Annotated in this window: 15 protein-coding genes; 6 read left to right on the forward strand and 9 right to left on the reverse strand. The window is 71.3% G+C overall.

Features of this window, described 5'->3' with window-relative positions; translation table 11 throughout:
* The first annotated feature begins 111 nt into the window (after nucleotides 1–111).
* Nucleotides 112–1,269, forward strand: a complete 1,158-nt coding sequence (locus AB0D04_RS37750; protein ID WP_362711931.1) for a PP2C family protein-serine/threonine phosphatase — start codon at nucleotides 112–114, stop codon at nucleotides 1,267–1,269.
* A 78-nt stretch (nucleotides 1,270–1,347) separates the two neighbouring features.
* Here the strand turns inward: AB0D04_RS37750 and AB0D04_RS37755 are convergent, their stop codons facing one another.
* A complete protein-coding gene (locus tag AB0D04_RS37755; RefSeq protein WP_362711932.1) occupies nucleotides 1,348–1,944 on the reverse strand; it encodes a Type-2Aa cytolytic delta-endotoxin in 597 nt (198 codons plus the stop codon).
* A gap of 210 nt (nucleotides 1,945–2,154) precedes the next feature.
* Between AB0D04_RS37755 and AB0D04_RS37760 the strand changes: the two genes are divergently transcribed.
* The 4 genes from AB0D04_RS37760 (at nucleotide 2,155) to AB0D04_RS37775 (ending at nucleotide 9,667) form a co-directional block, all read left to right on the forward strand.
* Entirely contained in the window at nucleotides 2,155–3,441 is a 1,287-nt protein-coding gene (locus AB0D04_RS37760) for a bifunctional GNAT family N-acetyltransferase/ATP-binding protein (protein WP_362711933.1), read from the forward strand.
* Nucleotides 3,442–3,617: 176 nt separating this feature from the next.
* Nucleotides 3,618–5,927 (forward strand): beta-glucosidase BglX, encoded by a 2,310-nt coding sequence (gene bglX / locus AB0D04_RS37765; RefSeq protein ID WP_362711934.1) that lies wholly within the window; start codon nucleotides 3,618–3,620, stop codon nucleotides 5,925–5,927.
* A gap of 348 nt (nucleotides 5,928–6,275) precedes the next feature.
* Nucleotides 6,276–8,015, forward strand: a complete 1,740-nt coding sequence (locus tag AB0D04_RS37770) for an allantoin permease (RefSeq protein WP_362711935.1) — start codon at nucleotides 6,276–6,278, stop codon at nucleotides 8,013–8,015.
* A gap of 122 nt (nucleotides 8,016–8,137) precedes the next feature.
* Nucleotides 8,138–9,667, forward strand: coding sequence for a hypothetical protein (locus tag AB0D04_RS37775; RefSeq protein ID WP_362711936.1), 1,530 nt, complete (start codon nucleotides 8,138–8,140; stop codon nucleotides 9,665–9,667).
* Between the two features lie 34 nt (nucleotides 9,668–9,701).
* On the opposite strand, the gene rpmF is transcribed toward AB0D04_RS37775, so the two are convergent.
* Nucleotides 9,702–9,872 carry a 50S ribosomal protein L32 gene (gene rpmF, locus AB0D04_RS37780; RefSeq protein WP_362711937.1) on the reverse strand — a complete coding sequence of 57 codons (171 nt, stop codon included), beginning with the start codon at nucleotides 9,870–9,872 and terminating at the stop codon, nucleotides 9,702–9,704.
* A 138-nt stretch (nucleotides 9,873–10,010) separates the two neighbouring features.
* Between rpmF and AB0D04_RS37785 the strand changes: the two genes are divergently transcribed.
* Nucleotides 10,011–11,192: a PP2C family protein-serine/threonine phosphatase gene (locus tag AB0D04_RS37785; RefSeq protein ID WP_362711938.1), complete on the forward strand. Its 1,182-nt coding sequence runs from the start codon at nucleotides 10,011–10,013 to the stop codon at nucleotides 11,190–11,192.
* On the opposite strand, the gene AB0D04_RS37790 is transcribed toward AB0D04_RS37785, so the two are convergent.
* From AB0D04_RS37790 to AB0D04_RS37820, 7 genes are all read right to left on the reverse strand, one after another.
* Nucleotides 11,193–12,518 carry a cytochrome P450 gene (locus tag AB0D04_RS37790; RefSeq protein ID WP_362711939.1) on the reverse strand — a complete coding sequence of 442 codons (1,326 nt, stop codon included), beginning with the start codon at nucleotides 12,516–12,518 and terminating at the stop codon, nucleotides 11,193–11,195.
* Between the two features lie 82 nt (nucleotides 12,519–12,600).
* Entirely contained in the window at nucleotides 12,601–13,380 is a 780-nt protein-coding gene (locus tag AB0D04_RS37795; RefSeq protein WP_362711940.1) for an alpha/beta fold hydrolase, read from the reverse strand.
* Between the two features lie 19 nt (nucleotides 13,381–13,399).
* The gene (locus AB0D04_RS37800) at nucleotides 13,400–13,585 is read right to left on the reverse strand and encodes a hypothetical protein (RefSeq protein WP_362711941.1); all 186 of its coding nucleotides are present in this window, start codon (nucleotides 13,583–13,585) and stop codon (nucleotides 13,400–13,402) included.
* 31 nt (nucleotides 13,586–13,616) lie between these two features.
* Nucleotides 13,617–14,369 (reverse strand): SRPBCC domain-containing protein, encoded by a 753-nt coding sequence (locus AB0D04_RS37805; RefSeq protein WP_362711942.1) that lies wholly within the window; start codon nucleotides 14,367–14,369, stop codon nucleotides 13,617–13,619.
* Nucleotides 14,370–14,400: 31 nt separating this feature from the next.
* Complete coding sequence (locus AB0D04_RS37810) at nucleotides 14,401–15,714, reverse strand: cytochrome P450 (RefSeq protein ID WP_362711943.1); 1,314 nt, start codon at nucleotides 15,712–15,714, stop codon at nucleotides 14,401–14,403.
* Between the two features lie 32 nt (nucleotides 15,715–15,746).
* A complete protein-coding gene (locus AB0D04_RS37815; protein WP_362711944.1) occupies nucleotides 15,747–15,962 on the reverse strand; it encodes an MbtH family protein in 216 nt (71 codons plus the stop codon).
* Nucleotides 15,959–21,739, reverse strand: a 5,781-nt coding sequence (locus AB0D04_RS37820; RefSeq protein WP_362711945.1) for an amino acid adenylation domain-containing protein, incomplete at its 5' end; no start/stop codon positions are given. The genes AB0D04_RS37820 and AB0D04_RS37815, both read right to left, overlap by 4 nt.

The raw sequence follows: 21,739 nt of genomic DNA on the forward strand, positions 1-21,739 counted from the left end.
CTTGAGCGGGTCCGTCATGATCGTCGGCTGCACCTTCCGGTCCCGGTGCGGACGTCGGCCCGGTGCCGGCCGGATCCTGTGTCCGCGGACGCCACAACCCCGGGGCAGGCCGTGAGACGCCCCGGCCGCGGCCAATCGTCCGGCGGGCGCACCGTACTGGTGGACAACCACGGCTTCGAGGCGCTGCGGCCGACCGCGTGGATGCGCTGGCTGCCGCTGGCCTACGTCGCGTTCGTGCTGGCGCTCGAACCCGTCACCCCTACGCCGTGGCCCGTGAGCTTCCTGCTCGTCGCCTTGCCGGTGACCGCGGCCTACACCCTCGGCCCCGTGGGCGTCGCCGCCGTGACGGTCTTCGCCGTCGCGTTCGAGGGCGTTCTGGCGGGCACCCCGTGCTGCGCGGGCCGTAACGCCCACCTGCTGTGGGAAAGCCACCATGTCGCCGCGTACATCGCCACCACCCTGGTCGGCATTCTCGGCGTGGCGCTGGCCGCCCACCGCCAGCGCCAGGAGCGGCACCTGGTGCGCGCCAACTCGGTGGCCGAAGCCCTGATGCGGACCCTGCTGCGGCCGGTGCCGCAGCACGTGGGACAGGTGCTCGCGGCGGGTCTCTACCGGTCGGGCGAGGTCGGCACCATGGTCGGCGGCGACCTCTACGACATCCGCGCCACCGAGGCCGGTGAGCGCGCCGTCATCGGCGATGTCCGCGGCAAGGGGCTGAAGGCCGTACGCGCCGTCGCCTGCATCCTCGGCACGTTCCGCGAGGCCGCCTACGTCGAGAGGGACCTGCCGTCCGTCGCCCAGCGCATGGAACGGAGCATGGCCCGGCAGGCCGATGAGATCCGCGACGACGAGCTGTTCGTCACCGCCGCTCTGGTCGAGTACGACGCCCCGGCCCGACGGGTGACAATCGTCAACCACGGGCACATCGAGCCGGTCCTGATCTCCCAGGGAGAGGTGACCGCCCTCATCGGACCACCCGCCCTGCCACTCGGCCTGGGCGCCCTGGCCGACGAACAGCCCGTCGCCTACACCCACCCCTTCACCCCCGGCGACATCCTCCTGCTCTGCACCGACGGCCTGGTCGAAGCCCGCGACCACAACGGTGCCTTCTACCCCCTCCTCGACCGGCTCCGCCACCGCTTCGCCAACGACTCCGCCCCCGGCCCGGCCGACGTCATCGACTTCCTCAACACCGACCTGCCGCGCCACACCCGCGTCTTCCACGACGACGTGGCCATCCTCGCGATCGCCCCTGACGGGAGCGGCTAGGCGTTCTCTTTGGGGCTCCAGGGTTCTTCGGCGAGCCAGGGCGTGGACGTATGCGCTGCTCCACGCCCTGGCCGGCGATCAGGCCGTGGGGCGGAGTTCTTGGCGTATGGCGAGCGCGTTGAGGCGGATCGCGAACTGCGCGACGTCGTCGAGGGTCAGCCGGCGGGCCTTCTCCGCGTCCAGCGCGAGGGTCACATCGGCGCAGAAGGCGATGGCGTAGACGAAGTTCTCGGTCTCCTCGTCCTGGAGCGCGAACAGCAGGTTGTAGTAGTAGCTCGTGCGGTCGGCGGACTCCTCGTAGAACGAGAGGTGTGTGCCCTCCTGCCCGTCGAGGCCGATGAAGGCGTCGGCGAGCGCGGCCTCGGCCTTCTCCCAGAAGGCGGGGTTGCCGAAGGGGTGGGTCAGCGCCTGGCGGACGGCCTCCCTGAGGGAGAGCACCATGACGCCGACGGGAGCCGTCTCCTGGAGACCCCAGCCACGGATGATCTTGACGGTCGAGCCGTCGGGGATGCCGTCGGCCACCCGGCTGATCTCACCGAAGTCGAAGTCCACGGTTGCCGGAGCGATCGCGTGCTGGAACCTGTCGGCTATGCCCTGGGCCTGCTCCAGGGCGCTGGGGCCCACCTCGAAGACCGTTGTGAAGGTCGTCTTCTCGGCGGCGGGCTGTTCGGCCATGACTGCTCCTCAGATACGGGGATGATCGCGTCGCGCCGACGGGCAAGTATGCCGCCCGGGGCAGGCGAGCAGTCGACGGCCCCTCCCGCCGGCCGGACGACAGGAGTACCGGCGGCGCCCGGCCACGCTCCGCGGCCGCCGCCGCAGTGCCGGCCGCCCGACGGGCCGACGGGCGTGACCTGCGGGAAAATGGGCGGGGAGGTGGCACCGATGTCTCCATGGCGGGTCCGCAGTCTCGAGGAAGCCGACCTGGACCAGGTGGTGCGTATCTGGGAAGAGGCGCGGGACACCACTGCGGATCCGGCGGTGAGTCTCGCGGAAGTAGTGGGCGCCCTGCATGCCGATGCACCGGCCGTGGTGGCCGTGGTGGGGGACCAGGTCGTCGGGGCCGTGGTGTCCTCGGTGGCCCAGGAGCGGGCCTGGGTGCTGCGGCTGGCCATCGCGCGTCAGTGGCGCCGCCACGGCATCGGCTCGGCGCTGCTGGCCGCCCTTGAGGAGCGCCTGGGGCAGGTGGGGGTGCGCCGTATCGGAGCGCTGCTGCCGGAGGGGGAGGTCGGCGAGCAGGCCTTCGCGAACTCCGGGTACACCGGCCGCCCGGATCTGGGCTACTTCGAGAAGCAGCTGACCGGGGACTCGGCCGAGGCCACCATGCTCGATCAGCTGGGCGGCGAGGTGCCGGCCGAGGGCCTGTGGGACGGCATCGCGGGGATGAGCGAGGAGAAGACGCTGATCGAGCGCCGGCTGGTACTGCCGCTGGAGAATCCGGCGGTTGCGGAGCGCTATCGGCTGGTGCCGCCGCGTGCGGTGGTGCTCTTCGGGCCGCCGGGTACGGGCAAGACCACGTTTGCGCGAGCGGTCGCCTCCCGGCTGCGCTGGCCGTTCATCGAGGTGTTCCCGTACCAGCTCGCCGACGACGCGCACGGGGTGGCGGCCGGACTGCGGCGGCTCTTCGCGCGTGTCGAGCATCTGGAGGAGGCCGTGCTGTTCTTCGACGAGGCGGAGGAGATCGCCTCCGAGCGGCTGGATCCGACCACGCTGGCACACCGGGTGACCAACGAACTCCTCAAGCTCATCCCGCAGTTCCGGCGCGGGAAACGCAGGCTGCTGATCTGCGCGACCAATGCCGTGCGCTCCCTGGATCCGGCCTTCCTGCGGCCCGGACGGTTCGACTACCTGATCCCGGTCGGCCCGCCGGACGCCGAGGCCCGACGGGCCATCTGGATCCGCTACATCGGGCCGGACCGCGCGGCAGGCATCGAGCTCGACGCACTGGTCGAGGCCAGCGACCGCTTCACCCCCGCGGACATCGAGTACGCGGCCCACACCGCCGCGCAGCGCGCCTTCGAGCGACATCTGGCAGTGGGCCCGCAGCAATCCGCCGACCGGACCCAGCTGACCGGCGACTACCTCCAGGCCATCGCGCACACCCGCACCTCCCTCACCGAAGAGGACATCCGCGCCTTCGACCACGACCTCAGGGCGGCAGCCCGCGTGTGAGGGCCCGGACGCCCCTCGTTACAGATCATGAAGTGGCAGGGGGCCGACTTCCTCATTCCCTGTTCAATCTCTTGACGCGCTCACCGCCGAATGACTTAACTGCCGTACGCCATCAGCGGGTTGAGTCGCCCCGTCCTCACACGTCGGCGGTGTGCCCACGCAGTGAGGAGTCGCCGGTGTCCGGTTCCGGATCGATCAGCCGTCGTCACATCTTCAAGGCATCGGCAGGGGCCGCGGTTCTCGTGGGTACGGGGACGGCCGGGGCGTCGGCAGCGCCCGCCGCCTCCGCGGCATCCCCCGCCGTGGCGCGGCCGCCGCGCGACCCGGAGACCGAACGCCGCGTCCGGGCGCTGCTGGCCAAAATGACCGTCGAGGAGAAGTTCGGGCAGCTCCAGCAGCTGACCTGGCACGCGGACACCGGGCCCGGCGACGGCCAGAACAAGGAGTGCGCCGAACTCGCCGCGAAGGGGCTGCTGGGCTCGGTGCTCAACCTCACCGGCGCCAAGAAGTGCAACGACCTCCAGCGCGCCGCCGTGGAGCGGTCGCGGCTGGCCATCCCGCTGCTCTTCGGGCAGGACGTCATCCACGGCTACCTCACCACCTTTCCGATACCCCTCGCCCAGGGCAGCAGTTTCGATCCGGAGGTGGTCGCCTCCGACGCCGAGACCAGCGCGCGGGAGGCCGCCTCCCAGGGCATCCACTGGACGTTTGCACCCATGGCCGACGTCAGCCGCGAGCCGCGCTGGGGCCGGGTGGCCGAAGGCAGCGGCGAGGATCCGTATCTGACGGCGCAACTGACCGCCGCCAAGGTGCGGGGCTATCAGGGTGCGGACTACGGCGCCACGGACCGGCTCGCCGCCTGCGCCAAGCACTTCGTCGGCTACGGCTTCCCCGAGGGCGGCCGCGACTACAACACCGCCGATGTCTCCGAGCGGCGGCTGCGCGATGTCTGTCTGCCCCCCTTCAAGGCAGCCGTCGACGCCGGTGTCGCCACCGTCATGGCGTCCTTCAACACCGTCAACGGCGTGCCCGCGCACGCCAACCGGCACACCCTGCACGACATCCTGCACGAGGAGTTCGGCTTCGACGGCTTCGTCGTCGGCGACTACACCGGCGTCCAGGAACTCATCGCGCACGGCATCGCGGCCGACGGCGCCGACGCCGCCCGCCTCGCCCTGGGCGCCGGCGTCGACATGGAGATGGTCTCCACCACGTACGCACAGCACGGCAAACGGCTGCTGGCGGCCGGGAAGATCAGCCGCGAGCGGTTGGACGATGCCGTCGCCCGGGTGCTGCGCGTCAAGTTCCGCGCCGGACTCTTCGCGCACCCCTACGCCGATGAGGCCGCGGAGATCACCGAACCGAGCGCCGCGGCCCGGTCGGCGGCACGGACCGCGGCCGCCCGCTCCATGGTCCTGCTGCGCAATGAGAAAAAGACCCTGCCACTGTCCGCAAAGGCCGGGTCCCTCGCCGTCGTCGGTCCGCTCGGCGATGACACCAAGGAACTGCACGGCACATGGGCGAGCATCGGCGCCGCCCTGTTCCCCGCGGTGTCCGTACTGGAGGGCATCAAGCAGGCCGCCCCCTCCGCCACCGTGCGCTTCGCCCGCGGATGCGCGGTGGAGGGCGATGACACCGGCTCGTTCGACGAAGCGGTTGCGGCGGCCCGGGCCGCCGATGCCGTGGTCGTCGTCGTGGGGGAGAAGGCCGCACAGAGCGGCGAGGCCGCCGCCCGCAGCGACATCACCCTGCCCGGCGTCCAGGCGCAGTTGGTGGCGGAGGTCGCCGCCACCGGTACGCCGGTGGCCGTCGTGGTCCTCTCGGGCCGACCGCTGGTGCTCACCGGCATTGCCGACGAGGCCGACGCGATTCTCCAGGCGTGGCATCCCGGCATCGAGGGCGGCCATGCCGTCGCCGACGTCCTCTTCGGCAAGGTCAACCCCGGCGGCAAGCTGCCCGCGACCTTCCCCCGCTCGGCCGGCCAGCTCCCGCTCTACTACGCGCACGAGAACACCGGCCGCCCCTTCGACCCGGAGAACAAGTACACCTCGAAGTACCTGGACATTCCGCACACCCCGCTCTATCCCTTCGGACACGGCCTCAGCTACACCACGTTCACTGTCTCCGGCCTGAAGCTGTCGGCCGAGGTCCTGCGGGCGAAGAGCGTCGCCGACGGCGGGGCGACGGTCCGGGCCACCGTGCAGGTCGAGAACACCGGCGCAAGCGCGGGCGACGAGGTCGTCCAGCTCTACCTTCGCGACAAGGTCGCCAGTGTCGTCCAGCCCGTACGCAGACTCGTCGGCTTCTCCCGGGTGCACCTGAAGCCGGGCGAGCGGCGGCGGGTGGGCTTCACCTTGGGACGGCAGGAACTGGGCTTCCACACCAACGACCTCCGCGGGGAATTCCTTGTGGAGCCGGGGGAGTTCGAGATCTACGCGGGCAACAGCTCGGACGCCGCGCTCAAGGCCGGATTCACTCTGACCTGAACGGCAGCGACGGCACGTGCCCCCGGAGTGCTTGTACTCCGCCGGCGTCCGCCCAGGCCCGGCTGCATGCGCCGTGAGATCCCGGAAATCTCCCCTTCACATGGTGGGACGGGCCATGAAATACGCCGTACCTAGCGTTCTTCTGACGGACACCCACACGGACCCACCGGTCCGGCACGGTCCGCCCTGACGCAGGGGCCCCGGAGACCCGCACCGGTGCGAGCCGTACTGCCGTCTCAGCTGCCCGCGCCCGGACATCCCCGAGCGGGCTCCCCTCCTCCCCTCCTGTCAACGGTGCCAAGCGGGGACACAGCGCAGGCCCGATCACCCCCCCCCAGGAGGCGTGGCATGAGTGTTCCCCCACCCACGGCAGCGGAAGATGTCCGGTCCGGGCCGGCGCTCGAAGAGCGGTCCGGGGCCGGGCAGACGGTAGCCACGGACACGGCCGCCAGGGAGTCGGCGACCGAGGGCACGGTAGCCACGGACACAGCCGCCAAGGAGACCCTGGAGGACTACACCCTCCGGTTCGCTCCGCGTAGTTACCGCCGGTGGACCCCGATGGTGGTGGCGACCACCGCGCTCGGCGGCATCGCCTACATGGCCGACTTCTCCATCGGCGCCGGCATCGGCCTCACCCACGGTACCGGGAACGCGCTCGCCGCCATCGCCGTCGCGGCAGTGGTCATCTTCCTCACCGGCTTCCCCCTCGCGTACTACGGCGCCCGCTACAACATCGACCTGGACCTGATCACCCGCGGTGCCGGGTTCGGCTACTACGGCTCGGTGCTGACGAGCGTCATCTTCGCCAGCTTCACCTTCATCTTCTTCGCCCTCGAAGGCTCGATCATGGCGCAGGGCCTGAACCTGGGTCTCGGACTGCCGCTGTGGCTGGGGTATCTGGTCTCCACCCTGATGGTGATCCCGCTGGTGATCTACGGGATGAAGGCACTCAGCAAGCTCCAGGTGTGGACCACGCCGATCTGGCTGCTCCTGATGGTGGGCCCCCTGCTGTATCTGGTCACCACCGACCCGGGCACGATCAACCGCTTCCTGTCGTACGCCGGGACCGACGGCGACGGCGGCCTCAACACCGCCTCGGTGCTGCTGGGCGCGGGCGTGTGTCTGTCGCTGATCGCGCAGATCGGCGAGCAGATCGACTATCTGCGGTTCATGCCGCCCAAGACCCCGGAGAACCGGCGCAGTTGGTGGACCGCCGTGGTCATGGCCGGTCCGGGCTGGGTGGTGCTCGGTGCGCTGAAGCAGGCCATCGGGGTGTTCCTGGCCGTATACATCCTCGCCGAGGTGGGGCCCGCCGCGGCCACCGAGCCCATCCAGCAGTTCCGGGGTGCCTTCGACGCGATGCTGCCCTCCTGGCTGGTGATCCCGCTGGCCGTGGTCCTGGTAGTGATCAGCCAGATCAAGATCAACGTGACCAACGCCTACTCGGGCTCGCTCGCGTGGACCAACTCCGTCACCCGGATCACCAAGCACTACCCCGGCCGCATGGTCTTCGTGCTGCTCAACCTGGCGTTCGCGCTGGCGCTGATGGAGACGGACATGTTCAGCGTCCTCAACTCCATCCTCGGGTTCTACTCCAACTGCGCCATCGCCTGGGTCGTGACCGTCGCCACCGACATCATCGTCAACAAGTACGTGCTCAAACTCTCCCCGCAGACGCCCGAGTTCCGCCGCGGCATGCTCTACGCGGTCAATCCGGTGGGAGTGGTGGCGTTCGTCGCCGCCTCCGGCCTGTCGATCGCCATGTATTTCCACGTCCTCGGTGACGCTCTCCAGCCCTACTCGCCGGTCGCCGCGGCCCTGATCGCCTGTGTCCTCACCCCGCTCACAGCGGTGCTGACCAAGGGCCGTTACTACCTGCGCCGCACCGACGATGGCATAGCCGAAGCGCTCCTCGACCCGGACGGCAACCCCAGCGCCACGACGTACGCATGCCATGTGTGCCGCCAGAGCTTCGAGCGACCGGATCTGGCCGCCTGCCACACCCACGACGCGATGGTCTGTTCGCTGTGCCTGACCACCGACAAGACCGGCGACCACCTCCTCCCGCCGGAACCTGCCACCGTCTGAGGCCGGCCGCGCCGGGAGCGCGCGAAGACGCCGAAGCGGTGGGCCGCCCATGGGGCGCGGCCCACCGCTTCGCCATCTGCAAACGACGGAACCGAGGCGACCACCCGTTCGTCGTCACCAGCATGATCCATAACTCCGCGCCCGACTCCCAGCCTGACGCCCACCCCCAGCCTCACCTGCACCCCCCGCTCCCGCTCGACGACCTGATCACAGCCTGGAAGGCCGTCGGCCCTTCGTCCGAGCGCGCCACCGCGGACCCGCTCGTCCTCGACTGCGCGCGCAGGCTCGCCGCCGACCCCGGTGGCGAAGAGTCGATCCTGTGGACCTTCGGGCTGGCGACGATGGCGTCGTACGTCGCATGGCAGCCGGGGGAGGGCATGGAGCGCGCCGCCGTAGAGGCACTGCTCGCCGCGGACCGGGCACTCGGCGGCCGGAACTGCGCGCACAAGCACCACCCCTTCACCACGGCACTGGACCAGATCGAGGATGACCGGATCGCCTTCCTCCTCCCCGACCTGCGCAAAGTGGTACAGACCGGGTCCGACGACGACATGGACGACGCCGACGCGTGGCGGTGCCCGGCGAATGTTGCGGGCTTCGCACGGATCACCGCCGATGTCCTTGCGCCCTTCAGCGCGACGGGCATCCCGGCGATCATCCCCAGCCGCGACCGGGACAGCCTCAGGTGGCTCTCCGCCACCCTCTGCGACTACCCCTCCTCCGACCCGGCCGATGAGTTGTCCGGTCTGGCCGGCTCGTTGCCGGACCACCCGACCAAGGGCGTGCGCGCCGGCTACGTAGCGGCCATGCACGCCAGCCAGTGGTACGCCACCTCGGGCCGGATCACCGTTCCCGGAGCCCTCGACGACATGATCGAGGGGCTGGAGAACGTCCTGGCCCAGCTTGCGGGCAGCACCTGCGCCCACACCCCCGACGAGCATCCGACGCCAGACTCGGACCCCTCGGGTGCGGCGAGCGATGGCTTCTACCTGCGCAGCCCCGGCGGCCGCGCAGAACTGGCCCAAAGCAACGGCAGCCAGAAGCTCCAGGGATGGCTGTGTCCCGCCTTTCTGCACTCGCTCGCCGTCGATGCGCTCGGCGAACTGCGGTACGGCCACGACGAGATGTTCGCCCCCAGGGAAACGGCCGCCATCGATACGGAGTGCCTGCGCCCGGACGGCCGCCTCGCCATCGACCGGCTGGCCCGGCTGATGGCCCCTGCCGATTCCGACGTCGACGACAACGACATCGACGGCCACGACATCGCCGTGTGGGCGGCCCGCCGATTCCTGAGCGACGCCACGGACGATCCGCGCGAGCGGGCCATTCTGCTGCTGGTGATGCTCTGGGACGCCGATGACTGGGAGCTGCCCTACAACGTGGGGACGGAACTGCGCGACGCGCTGCGCACGGTGGACACCACCCCGCTCAACACCGAGTGCCCGCACGGCGACAACCACCCCGAGGCCGAGGAGGACGTCGTGCCCGTCCTTAGCCACCTCTACGCGCCCGACGAGTTCCCCGCGCCCGACGACGTCACCGCTCGTGACCTGTGGCTCTGCCCGCGCCACTTGGCCGAACGAGCCCAGGAGGCGTTCGTGGAGCTGAACGAGGCCCTCGACGAGGACGACATGGGCGGCGACGGCCTATGACGTCCGCGCATGCGCGGTCCGCCACGTACCCGGTTCACTGCCCAGGGTGCAGCAGGCCGCGCGCGTACGCCTTGGCCAGCCGCTGCGGTACCAGGTAGGCGGAGCCGTCGACGGTGATGGGCACGAGCTGGGGGGTGGTGGCCTTCCACTGGGCACGGCGGTGGCGGGTGTTGCTGCGGGACATTCTCCGCTTGGGAACGGCCATGGTGATCTCCTGCATCGCGTGGTGATGATGACGGCCACGAGGCTATATGAAAATGGATGCCATTCTCAAAATCGGGTTCTGTGCCGTATGACCGTTGCCCATGGGGCGGGAGGGGCGTCGCAGGTGTAGGGAGGAGGTATGAGTGTCTGGCGCGCTCTCGCCCGCCTCGGCAGGTCCTGGCGGTTGAGTCATGGGCTTCTGGCCGTGCCGCTGGCGATCATCGTGGCGGTCACGGTGATCGACATCAACGCCCCGACGAGCATCCACCTGGGCCCGTTCCTGGTCGCGGCGCCCGCGATCACCGCCTCCTTCGCCGGCCCCGCCCTCACCGGCGCCGTCGGGGCCCTGGCCGTGGCGGCGCAGGTCGTCATCGGCCATCTGCACGGCGGACTGATGACCCCGAACCACCAGGCGCAGATCGCCGCCCTGCTCTTGATTTCTGTACTGGTCACGGTCTTCCGCTATGTCCGGGACCGGCACCAGCGGCGGCTGACCCAGGTGCAGTCGGTGGCCGTCGCGGCACAGCAGGTGCTGCTGCGGCCGCTGCCCGAGCGGATCGGGCCGCTGCAGATCGCGTTTTCGTACATCGCGGCGGAGGCCGAGGCCCAGATCGGCGGTGACCTCTACGCGGCGGTGCCCACGCCCGGCGCCACCCGCGTGGTCGTCGGCGACGTCCGCGGCAAGGGCCTGTCCGCCATCGGGGAGGCCGCGGTGCTGATCGGGGCGTTCCAGGGCGCCGCCTATCGGAACCTCTCCCTGCCGGCCATCGTGGCCCACCTGGGGAACTCCGTGTACTGGAACGCGACCCACCTCGGTGACGGCGACCCCGAGTCCGAGGAGTCATTTGTCACCGCGCTGGTCATGGATGTCCACCACAACGACCCCGTCCTCACGATGGTGAACTGCGGGCACCCGCCGCCGTTGCTGCTGCGTCACGACAAGGTCCGCACACTCGAGGTCCCCGAGCCCGCGCCTCCCCTGGGCCTGAGCGCTCCATCGGAGAGCGAGTACGAGGCCGCGACGTTCGGCTTCGAGCCCGGCGACGTCCTCCTGCTCTACACCGACGGAGTGATCGAGGCCCGCAACCACGAGGGCACCTTCTACCCCTTGATCGATCGCGTGGCCTCGTGGAACGAGATCGACCCGCCCTCCCTCGTCCGGCGTCTCCACGACGACCTGCTCCGGTACGCCGACGGGAACCTGGGCGACGACGTCGCCATGATCGCGATCGCCAGCGTTCCCGGAACCGTGCACTCTCCCGGGACTGTGTCTGCTCCCGGGACCGTGTCCTCTCCTGGAACCGACGCCCCACCGCGGTGATCACAGGCGCAGCGGCAGGCGCCCGAGGCGCGGGGCGGCACCGGGGATGACGGTGCGTCGCAGCTCCTCGGGAGCCACGGCCAGTTGGAGGCCGGGATGGCGTTCCAGCAGGGCGCGGAGGGTGATTTCGCACTGCAGACGGGAGAGGTGGGCGCCGATGCAGTAGTGGATGCCCTGGCCGAAGCCGATGTGTCCCTCGGAGCCGTCATGGGGACGCCGGGTGACGTCGAGGCGGTCGGGGTCGGTGTACTCCCGCGGATCGCGGTTGGCGGAGACCAGGACGAACTGCACGGCGTCGCCCTTGCGGATGGGGGTGCCGTGGAGGTCCACGTCCTCGGCGGCGATGCGCATCCGCACGAAGATGTCCGGTCCGCACCACCGGACGAACTCGTTGACGGCGCCCGGCAGCAGGTCCGGACGGTCGCGGAGGAGCCGCAGCTGGTCGGGGTGGGTCATCAGGGCGGCGACGCTGTTGATGATGAGCTGCGCGGTGTTGTCGTAGCCGGCCATGACCACGTTCAGCGCCATGGCGACGGCCTCCTCCTCCGTCAGCGGGAACTTGGTGTCGGCCCCACTGGCGGCCAGCGTGCTCAGCAAGTCGTCCGCCGGTTCCGCGCGCCGTTGGCGGAGCAGCTCGTGGACGGTGCCGATCACGGCGGGCGAGGACACCCGCAGCCGTTCCGGGTCCATGACGAGAATGTCGTCGCCCCACCGTCGGAAAACTGCGCGGTGTTCCTCGGGGACACCGGCCAGCTCACAGATGACGGTGATCGCCAGCGGGTACGCGCAGCCCTCGGCGAACTCCACCACACCGTCCTCGGAGCGGCGCTGGAGGTCGGCCAGCAGCTCGCCGGCGAGCCGCTCGATGCGCGGCCGCAGGGCCTTCATCCGGCGGGCGCTGAAGGCGCGCCCCACCGCGCCGCGCAGCCGGGTGTGGTCCGGGGGGTCGATGTCCAGGGTCGAGACGAGGAAGTAGCGCTGCACCTCCTCCGGCAGGTTCAGCATGTCCACCAGCATCCTGCGCGGATCGTCGCCGGTGTGGTCAGGGATCGCATCGGGGCTGTTGACGAACCGTCCGTCGCGCAGGCCGTCGCGTACGTCGTCGTACCTGGTGATCAGCCACACGGGCTGGTCATCCGTCAGCCAGCCGCGGACGACCGGGCCCTGCTCGCGCATCGCGCCGTAGCCCTCGGCCGGCCTTGCGAGCAGGTCCTGGGCGAAGAGGTACGGCTCGTGCGGTGGTTGTCCCGTGCCGGTGGGTCCGGCTGCTGCCGGGGCGGGCACCGTGCCGTCGGCGGACCGCTCCTCGTGCTGGATGCTGTGCATGGTGTCTGGCTCTCCTCTGTGTGATGCGCTGACGATGGCCGGTTGAGGGGGACGGGCGGCGCGGTCGTGTGCTCGACGCCCGCTACAGGCGGCCGGCGACGTCGGCGACCAGCTCGGCCTCGTGGGGCACGAGGTAGAAGTGATCGCCGGGGAACGAACGGAGCGCGAACCCGCCGGGCGCGGTCAGGTCCGACCAGGCGCGTACGGCGTCGGGGGCGCAACTGCCGTCGTCCCGCCCGGCATAGGCCGTGATCGGTGAGCGAAGAGGCCGGGGGGTCTCGGGGCGGTAGGTCTCGATGAGCCGGTAGTCGGCGCGCAGGGCGGGCAGCAGCAGCTCCCGCAGCTCCGGGATGTCGTAGACCTCCGCGTGGTAGTCGCCCAGGGCGCGGACCCGGGCGATCAGCGTCTCGTCGTCGCTCCGGTGCGTTTCGGCGGCTCCGGCCCGGTGCGGGGCGACGCGCGCGGACACCAGCAGCCGCTCGGCGATGACGCCATGCGCTTCCAGACGTACGGCCACCTCGTAGGCGACGGCGGCACCCATGCTGTGCCCGAACAGCGCAACCGGCCGGTCCAGGTGCGGCTTCAGGGCCGCGGTGATCGCATCGGCGAGCATGTCCATGTCTTCGAAGCAGGCTTCCGCGAGCCGGTCCTGCCGGCCCGGATAGCGGACGGCGAGGAGCTCCACGTCCCGGGGCAGCCGCGCGGGCCAGTCATGGAACAGCTGGGCCGTGCCGCCGGCGTGCGGAAAGCAGACGAGGCGGAGCCTGGGCGGCCGCGCCGCGCACCGGTGCACCCGGAACCAGTTCCCGGTTACGGTCCCGATTCCGGCCGTCGCGCCCGCGGACCGCTGTGTCAATGTCATCGTGGCGTCTCCTCCTTCCTCACCGGAACGCACTGAACTGCCGGGAATTCAGCATGGAGAGAAACATGGGGAGTTTCTCCACGGCCTTTTTCGATACCTGGGAGGTCTGTACGGTGCCCCGCAGGCGATCCGTGACGACCAGCTTGTAGACGCCGTCCTGATGGATGAGTTCGGCCGAATAGAGGAGCGTTTCCAGTTTTTCCATCGGTGAGACTCTCCGATCTGTAGGGGATGGGTTACGGTGCCGCTTCCGCCAGCCAGGCGTGCCACGCCTGCGCGGCCCGCTCCTCGTCGGCGTCACCGACGTCGTCGGCGAAGAGGTGGTGGCCGAGCCAGAGGGGCCAGTTCCAGACGCTGCCGTTGTAGAAGCGGTACAGCCCGTCGCCCGTGCGCAGGCCGATGAAGTCGTCGCTGAGAAAGTCCACCAACGCCTCGACGGGCCCGCCGAGTTCGTGGGGGACGTCCATCCGTACGGTGTCGCCGACGGCGGCGTCCTCGGCCAGGCCGAGCCGCTTGCGCACGGCGGTGAACGTGTCGGACGCCGTGGGAGGGGAGGGGCGGGTGGCCTTCACATAGGTCGCGGGGCGGCCGTCGAAATGCCGCAGATACTGGGCGAGGCTGTGCTGGTAGAAGTCGATGTGTTTCTCGGCGGCGTCGGCCCTGGTGTCCCAGCCGTCGTCGACGGTGCCCTCGTGCACCCAGTGGATTCCCATGGACAGCCCGGCCGCGCCGTCTTCCCGCCCGTGGATGGTGTAACTCAGGGTGTTGGAAAAGCCGTTGTCGTCGGCGCTGCGGCAGGCGAACCGGTGCGGTGGCGCCCAGGTGACGACCGTGGCGGAACCGCGGGACACCGTTCCGCCGACCCGCGGCTCGATTTCCATGGGATAGAGCCAGCCGAGATTTCCGGCGCCGGTGGCGACCGCCTTCCAGACCTGTTCGGGGGCGACCGGCAGTACCTGCTCACGTCGCACCCGGAATTCCCGGGCCATTTTTACCGTCTCTCCTTTGTTGTTGTTCACGTCAGGCGCCTGACGCGTAGGCGAGAGGCAGGGCGCAAAGGCGCCGCTGCAGGGGGTTGGGGCGCCATGCGAGCTCGTCCGCGCCCAGCCGCAGCCCCGGTGCCTTCCGTACGAGCGTGCCGATGGCCAGCTCCGTTTCGAGCCGGGCCAGCGGCGCGCCGAGGCAGAAGTGGGGGCCGTTGCCGAAGCCCAGATGCCGGTTGCCGGGCCGTGTGAGGTCGAGCCGGTCCGGGTCGGCGAACCGGTCGGGGTCGCGGTTGGCCGAGGCGAGCACCAGGTAGGCGAGATCCCCGGCGGGCAGGGTCCGGCCTCCGACGGTGACGTCCTCGGAGACGACGCGGACGATCGACTGCGTCGGGCTGTCGTAGCGGACCAACTCGTCGATGGCCGGGCGGATCAGGCCCGGTTCCGCGCGCAGCCGGGCCAGTTGGCCGGGGTGACGCAGCAGGGCCAGGGTGCCGTTGCCGATGAGGTTGGTGGTGGTCTCGTCGCCGGCCGTGATGAGCATGAAGCAGGTGGACAGCAGTTCCTCGTCGGTGAGCTGGTCGCCGCGGGCCTGCGCGGTGACCAGTCCGCTGATGAGGTCGTCGCCCGGCGCGGTCCGCCGCTGCCCGGCGAGCCACATCAGGTACTCCTCGAACTCGCCGACCACCACCTCGGCCCGCTCGATGTCCTCGGTGATCCGGCCGAGTCCGCGGAACCAGGCCTTGACGCGCTCGCGGTCGCCGGCGGGGATGCCGAACAGTTCGCAGACCACGGCGTGCGGCAGGGGTGCGGCCACGGCCGCGATCAGGTCCATGGTGGGCCCGGCCACCACGGCCGCGTCGACGAGCCGGTCCACGAGCGTCCGGATGCGGTCGCGCAGGCCTTCGATGCGGCGCGCGGTGAACGCCTTGTTGACCAGTTTGCGCAGCCGGGCGTGGTCGGGCGGATCGGTGTTGCTCATCACCCGTCCGAGCCGGGCCGTCAGCCGGCTCAGGTCGCGCAGCCGGCCGTCGCGGGCGACCAGGGCGCTGGTCATCCGCTCGCGGTCGTTGGACAGGCGCAGATCGCCCAGGGCCTGTTCGACGTCCGCGTAGCGGGTGAGGTACCAGATGCCCTGCGGTCCGCGGTGGACGGGGGACTCCCGGCGCATCCGGGCGTAGAGCGGGTAGGGGTCGCGGCGGAACTCCGCGGTCTGCATCGCCGCCGTGAACGGGTCGGGCCCGGACGGGAGGGAGCGGGCGGGGTCCTCGATCGCGGAAGCGGGGTCCTTGGTGGGTGAAGTGGCGTCTGTGGTGGGTGAAGTGGAGTCGGTGGTGAGGGGTGAATTCATGAGCTGCCGTTCTGCCGGTCCGTCCCGCCCCGCTACTGACGGCCGTTCATGGCCTCGACGAGGCTCTTCGGGCGCATATCGGTCCAGGTCCGCTCGATGTACTCCAGGCACGCGGCGCGGGTGTCCTCGGGATGGGCGGTGCGCCAGCCGTCGGGTACATCGGCGAAGGACGGCCACAGGGAGTACTGGGCCTCGTCGTTGGCAAGCACGAGGTAGGTGGCGTCGTGGTCCTCGAAGGGGTTGGTCATTGGTCCTCCTGGTTGTCCGTCGGGATGTGCCGGGTGATCTCGGCGATCTTTGCGGCGAGTACCGGGCCGATCTGGGAGAGCGAGCCCGGCCGGGTCATACGGTCGTGGCGTGCGGTGATGTCGTGGGATTCGATCCGGCCGGTGACGTAGGGGCGCCAGACGTCCGCGCCGGGGGAGTCCTGATCCCGGTCGATGGTGGAGTTGAACAGGAGCAGGTCGCCGTCGAACCGGGCGGGCTTGAAGGTGAGCGCGAGCCGGGCGTTGTTGATCATGATCGCGACGACCGCCTCGATGTGACGCTCCGTCAGGCTGGCCAGTGCGCTGCCCCGGCCCTGCAGGATCTCGGCGACCTGGGGATACGTCAGCGGGTCATGGCCCAGTTCCTGCGGATCGCAGTCGAGCATGCCCACCAGAACGTCCCGCTCGGTCGGGACGGGAGGCTCGTCGAAGACGAGGTCGCTCACCGGGTACGCGTCGAGGATGGCCAGCAGCGCCGTCCGCTGCCCCTGCCGCTGGAGCTCCGTCGCGATCGCGTGCGCGATCAGTCCGCCGGCGGACCACCCGAGCAGCAGGTAGGGGCCCTCGGGCTGGACCTTGCGGATCTGGTCGACGTAGTCGGCCGCCATCTCCTCGTACGAGGCGGGCCGGGGCTCGGGTCGCCCGAGGCTGCGGGCCTGGATCGCGTAGACCGGGTGCGCCGGGTCCAGATGGTTCATCAGGCCGCAGTAGCACCAGCTGATCCCGCCACCGGGATGGATGCAGAACAGCGGGGTGCCACGGCCCGTGGGGCGCAGCGGCAGCAGCACCTCGAAGGCGTCGTCGGGGGCGCTGATCGCCAGGCGCTCGGTCAGGGCCGCCACCGTGGGGGCCTCGAACATGGTGCGCAGGCCCAGTTCGACACCCAGGGTCTCGCGGACGCGGGAGACCAGGCGGGCGGCGAGCAGCGAGTGTCCTCCGAGGTCGAAGAAGCTGTCGTCGATACGGACCTGGTCCCGGCCGAGCACCTCGGCGAACAGATCACAGAGCACCTGTTCCTGCGGCGTCCTCGGGGGGCGTCCGGTGCCGGACGTGCCGTATTCCGGGGCCGGCAGCGCGCGCCGGTCCAGCTTGCCGTTGGCGGTGAGCGGAAGCGCGTCCAGGACGACGAACGCCGAGGGCACCAGGTAGTCGGGCAGATCCCGGCGGAGCCGGTCCGCGAGGTCGTCCGGCTCGGCCGTCGCGCCGGGGGCAAGTACCAGGTAGCCGACGAGCCGTGTGTCGCCCGGCCGGTGCTCACTCGCCACGACCGCCGCCTGAGCGACCCCCGGGCACCCGGCGAGCACAGCCTCGGTCTCCCCGGGCTCGATGCGGAAGCCGCGGATCTTGACCTGGTCGTCGGCGCGCCCCACGAACTCGAGGGCACCGTCGTCCCGCCACCGCGCGAAGTCGCCGGTCCGGTACATCCGCGCCCCGGCCGGTCCGTACGGATCGGCGACGAACCGCTCGGCGGTCATCCCCGGCCGGCCCAGGTAGCCGCGGGCCAGGCCGGTCCCCGCGATGTACAGCTCGCCGACCGCGCCCGGCGGGACCAGGCGCAGCCCGGCGTCGAGCACATACAGCCGCATGTCCGCCATCGGGCGGCCGATGGGCACGCCGCGCCCGGTGTCCGCAGGCGCGGACATCCGGTGGTGTGCGGCGAAGGTGGTCGTCTCGGTCGGTCCGTAGCCGTTGACGACGCGGCTGTCCGGGCAGGCGTCCAGCACCCGGGCGACCGCGGCGGCCGAGACGACGTCGCCGCCCGTCCACACCTCCCGCACCCCGGCGAAGCCGTCCGGCCGCTCGTCGGCCATCAGGCGGAACAGGCCGGCGGTCAGCCACAGCCCGGTCACCCCGCCGTCGGCAATCGCCCGGCACAGCGCGCGGGAGTCCAGCCGGCCGGGCGGCGCGACGACGATCCGGCCGCCGTTCAGCAGCGGCACCCACATCTCGTACGTGGAGGCGTCGAAGGCGGTCGGCGAGTGCAACAGCACCCGCTCCTGGGCACCCCCGCGCCAGCACGGCGCCAGTGCCAGACCCGCCACGTCGTGATGGGTGATGCCGATGCCCTTGGGGCGGCCGGTGGACCCCGAGGTGTACATGACGTAGGCGAGCTGGTCGGGGTGGCAGACGACGGCAGGGTCCGCGTCGGCGGCCCCGCTCCGGCTCAGCGCCGTCAGGACGTCCTCGGTGAGGATCAGCGCGGCGCCGGTCTCCCGGACGACGAGATCGATACGGGAGGACGGGAAGCGCGGGTCCAGCGGGACGTAGGCCGCGCCCGCCTTGACGATCGCGAGGACGGCCACGACCAGTTCCGCCGAGCGCTCCAGCAGAACCGCCACCGGTGTCTCCGGGCCCGCCCCCTGGCCGATGAGCGCCTGGGCAAGGCGGTTGGCGCGCGCGTCGAGCGCTGCGTAGCTGAGTGTGGTGTCGCCGGAGACGACCGCGACCGCGTCGGGGGTGGCTCGCACCTGCGCGGCGAACAGCTCCGGCAGGCCGCGGGCGGGCAGGCCGGCGGCGGTCTCGTGGTGCCGGCCGAGCAGCCGCCGGCGTTCGTCCGCGGAGACCATCTCGATCCGGCCGATCGGCCGGTGCGGGTCGGCGGCCACCGCCTCCAGCAGCCGCGTCCAGCGGGCGACCAGCGCCACCACGGTGGACGGGTCGAACAGGTCGGTGGCGTACTCCACCGCCCCGATCAGCCCGTCGGGGCTGCCGTCCGGCGCGTGCTGTTCGGCCAGGCTGAAGGTCAGGTCCATCCGGGCGGTGTCCGTCGGCGCGGTCAGGTAGCCGGTCTCCAGGCCGGGCAGGGTGAAGGCGCTCTGCGGCGCGTTCTGCAGCGCCAGCATGACCTGGCAGAGCGGATGGTGGGCGAGCGACCGGGCCGGGTTGAGGACCTCCACGAGGTGCTCGAAGGGGACGTCCTGGTGGGCGTAGGCGGCCAGCGCCTTCTCCCGTACGCGGCCCAGCAGTTCGGTGAAGCTGGGGTCGCCGGCGGTATCGGTCCGGAGCACCAGGGTGTTCACGAAGAACCCGACGAGGTCGTCGAGCGCCTGGTCGGTACGTCCGGCGATGGGGCTGCCGATCGGGATGTCGTCCCCGGCGCCGAGCCGGCTCAGCAGTGCGGCGAGTCCGGCCTGCAGCGTCATGAACATGCTTGCGCCCTGTGCGGTGGCCACCTCGCGCAGGCGCCGGTGCAGCTCCCCGTCGATCCGTAGCGGAACTTGGGCACCGCGCTGGGAGGCCGTGGCGGGCCGGGGCCGGTCGGCGGGCAGCTGCAGCTGCTCGGGCAGTCCGGCCAACGACTCGCTCCAGTAGGCGAGTTGGGCCGCCAGCCGACTCTGCGGGTCGGACGCCTCGCCGAGCAACTGCCGCTGCCACAGGGTGTAGTCGGCGTACTGTACGGGCAGCGGCGCCCAGTCCGGTGCCGTACCCCCGCAGCGGGCCGCGTACGCGGTCGCCAGGTCGCGCGACAGCGGCCCCATGGACCAGCCGTCACCGGCGATGTGGTGCACGACGAGCAGCAGGACATGCTCATCGGCACCGGTGCGGAACAGCTCGGCCCGCAGCGGCAGTTCGGCGGCGAGGTCGAAGCCGCGCCGTACCGACGCGCCCAGGCGCTCCGGCAGCCCGGCCTCGTCGGTCCCGGTGACCGGCAGGCCGGGGCGCGCCTCCGACGGGTCCAGGACGTGCTGATACGGCACGCCGCCCACCTCGCGGAACACCGTGCGCAGGCTCTCGTGGCGGGCCACCACATCGGCGAGCGCCCGCTGCAGGGCACCCCGGTCGAGCGGCCCGGTGAGCCGCAGCGCCAGCGGCATGGTGTAGGTGGCGCCGGGGCCGTCCATCTGGTGCAGGAACCACAGGCGGCGCTGCGCGAACGACAGCGGCACGTGCGCCGGCCGCTCGACGGCGGAAAGCGCGGGCCGGGTGTCGCCGGCCTCGTCGAGCCGCTCGGCGAGCCCGGCCGCGGTCGGCGCCTCGAACAGGACGCGCACGTCGAGTTCGGCGCCGAGGGCCGCGCGGATCCGGGACACCAGCCGGGTCGCCAGCAGCGAATGCCCGCCCAGGTCGAAGAAGTTGTCCTCGACGCCGACCTCGCCCCGGCCCAGCACTTCGGCGAACAGCTCGGCGATGAGCTGCTCCTGCGGGCTGCGCGGTGCCCGTCCGGGTCCCGAGGAACCGAGGTCGGGCGCCGGGAGTGCGGCCCGGTCCAGTTTGCCGCCGGCGGTCAGCGGCAGGGCGTCGAGCACCACGAAGGCCGAGGGCACGAGATACTCGGGCAGCCGCTCCCGCGTCCGCTCGCGCAGCTCGGCGACCAGAGCGCCGGTACCGCGGCCGCCGGCCGGGTTGTTGGTCAGGGGCGTGCGCACGGCGCCGGCCGGTCGGCACAGCCGGCCGGGGGCGCCCGCGGCGCCTTCGGGCAGCCGCGCCGGGTCCGTGAAGACGAGGTCGACGGCGTCGTCCGCGGTGGCGGACCAGGTGATGCCCACCCGGCGGCCGCACTCCGCGCCGAGCCCGTGGAACGCCTCCAGGTCGGGCACGCCGTCGCCCAGGTCGTCGTCCAGCGGAGCGTGCAGCCGCGCCAGCAGGCCCGCGAGCGGGGCGTCATCGTGCCGCACGGCGCGGGCCAGCCCGGCTTCCCGTACCACGCGGCTGTTCGGCACGCCGGTGACCCGGACGATCGCCGGACCGTCCGCCCCAAGGAGTGCGCGCAGTTCGTCCGGCCCGCTCACCTGCCCGCCCCACGCCACCTCGACGGCGTCGTCGGACGGCAGCGGCGTGACCGGGTGCTTGTGCAGGGTGACGTCGTAGCGGTACCGCGTCAGTTCGTTGTGGTGACGGCCGCGCTTGACCTCGACCGCGACCGCGCCGATGCCGTCGACGCGCTCCGGCAGGACGGTGAAGAACTCCGGATCGACCAGGAGTTCCTTCTCGACCAGGACGGCCTGCTCGACCGCGCGACGGACCGCCGCCACCTCCGTATCGGGAGCGGCCCGGTGCAGCTGGACCGCGGTCGCCAGCGGCCGCAGCAGCCGCAGATTGCGCACGTCGCCGATGAACAGCCGCCCGCCGGGAGCGAGCAGCGCCATCAGCCGCCGGACGACGTCCAGCAGGTAGTCCGCGGTCGGGAAGTACTGGACGACCGAGTTGAGCACGATCGTGTCGAAGGTGCCGACCGGCAGACCGTCGGTGTCGTGCGCGGGCTGGTGCCGCAGGACGACCCGGTCGGCGAGCCCGCGCTCCCGGCTCACCTTCCCGGCCAGGGCATCGACCGCCGTGGCCGAGAAGTCGGTCGCCCAGTACGCCGCGCAGTCCGGGGCGAGCTGGGACAGCAGCAGCCCGGTGCCGACCCCGACCTCCAGGACCCGGCGGGGCCGCAGCTCCCGGATCCGCGCCACGGTCGCATCGCGCCACTCCCGCATCTGCTCCTCGGGGAGGGGCGCCGCGTCGTAACTGCTGTTCCAGCCGGTGAAGTCCTGCCCGAACGCGGCCCGGCCGGCGGCGACGGGCAGCGCGTCGTAGATCTCCCGCCACTCGCCGACATGGCCCTGCTCCAGTCCGTGATCGCGCCGGCCCGGAACGCCCGTACGGGGCACGACGTAGGCGACGAGCTTGCGGTCCTCCGGCGCGTCCGGCCGGTCCTGCCGGGCGATCACCACGGCGTGGGCGACGCCCGGGTGGGCGGTGAGGACGGTCTCGATCTCGCCGGGTTCGATGCGGAAGCCGCGGACCTTGACCTGGTGGTCGGCGCGGCCGGCGAA

Source organism: Streptomyces sp. NPDC048483 (genome assembly GCF_040651455.1).
In the GTDB taxonomy this organism is placed as follows: Bacteria; Actinomycetota; Actinomycetes; order Streptomycetales; family Streptomycetaceae; genus Streptomyces.

Coding starts and splice junctions, on each gene's coding strand:
- AB0D04_RS37810 (WP_362711943.1), bottom strand. CDS start 15,714: ATGAATTCACCCCTCACCACCGACTCCACTTCACCCACCACAGACGCC.
- AB0D04_RS37755 (WP_362711932.1), bottom strand. CDS start 1,944: ATGGCCGAACAGCCCGCCGCCGAGAAGACGACCTTCACAACGGTCTTC.
- AB0D04_RS37805 (WP_362711942.1), bottom strand. CDS start 14,369: ATGGCCCGGGAATTCCGGGTGCGACGTGAGCAGGTACTGCCGGTCGCC.
- AB0D04_RS37790 (WP_362711939.1), bottom strand. CDS start 12,518: ATGCACAGCATCCAGCACGAGGAGCGGTCCGCCGACGGCACGGTGCCC.
- AB0D04_RS37795 (WP_362711940.1), bottom strand. CDS start 13,380: ATGACATTGACACAGCGGTCCGCGGGCGCGACGGCCGGAATCGGGACC.
- AB0D04_RS37770 (WP_362711935.1), top strand. CDS start 6,276: ATGAGTGTTCCCCCACCCACGGCAGCGGAAGATGTCCGGTCCGGGCCG.
- AB0D04_RS37785 (WP_362711938.1), top strand. CDS start 10,011: ATGAGTGTCTGGCGCGCTCTCGCCCGCCTCGGCAGGTCCTGGCGGTTG.
- AB0D04_RS37800 (WP_362711941.1), bottom strand. CDS start 13,585: ATGGAAAAACTGGAAACGCTCCTCTATTCGGCCGAACTCATCCATCAG.
- rpmF (WP_362711937.1), bottom strand. CDS start 9,872: ATGGCCGTTCCCAAGCGGAGAATGTCCCGCAGCAACACCCGCCACCGC.
- AB0D04_RS37775 (WP_362711936.1), top strand. CDS start 8,138: ATGATCCATAACTCCGCGCCCGACTCCCAGCCTGACGCCCACCCCCAG.
- AB0D04_RS37815 (WP_362711944.1), bottom strand. CDS start 15,962: ATGACCAACCCCTTCGAGGACCACGACGCCACCTACCTCGTGCTTGCC.
- AB0D04_RS37760 (WP_362711933.1), top strand. CDS start 2,155: ATGTCTCCATGGCGGGTCCGCAGTCTCGAGGAAGCCGACCTGGACCAG.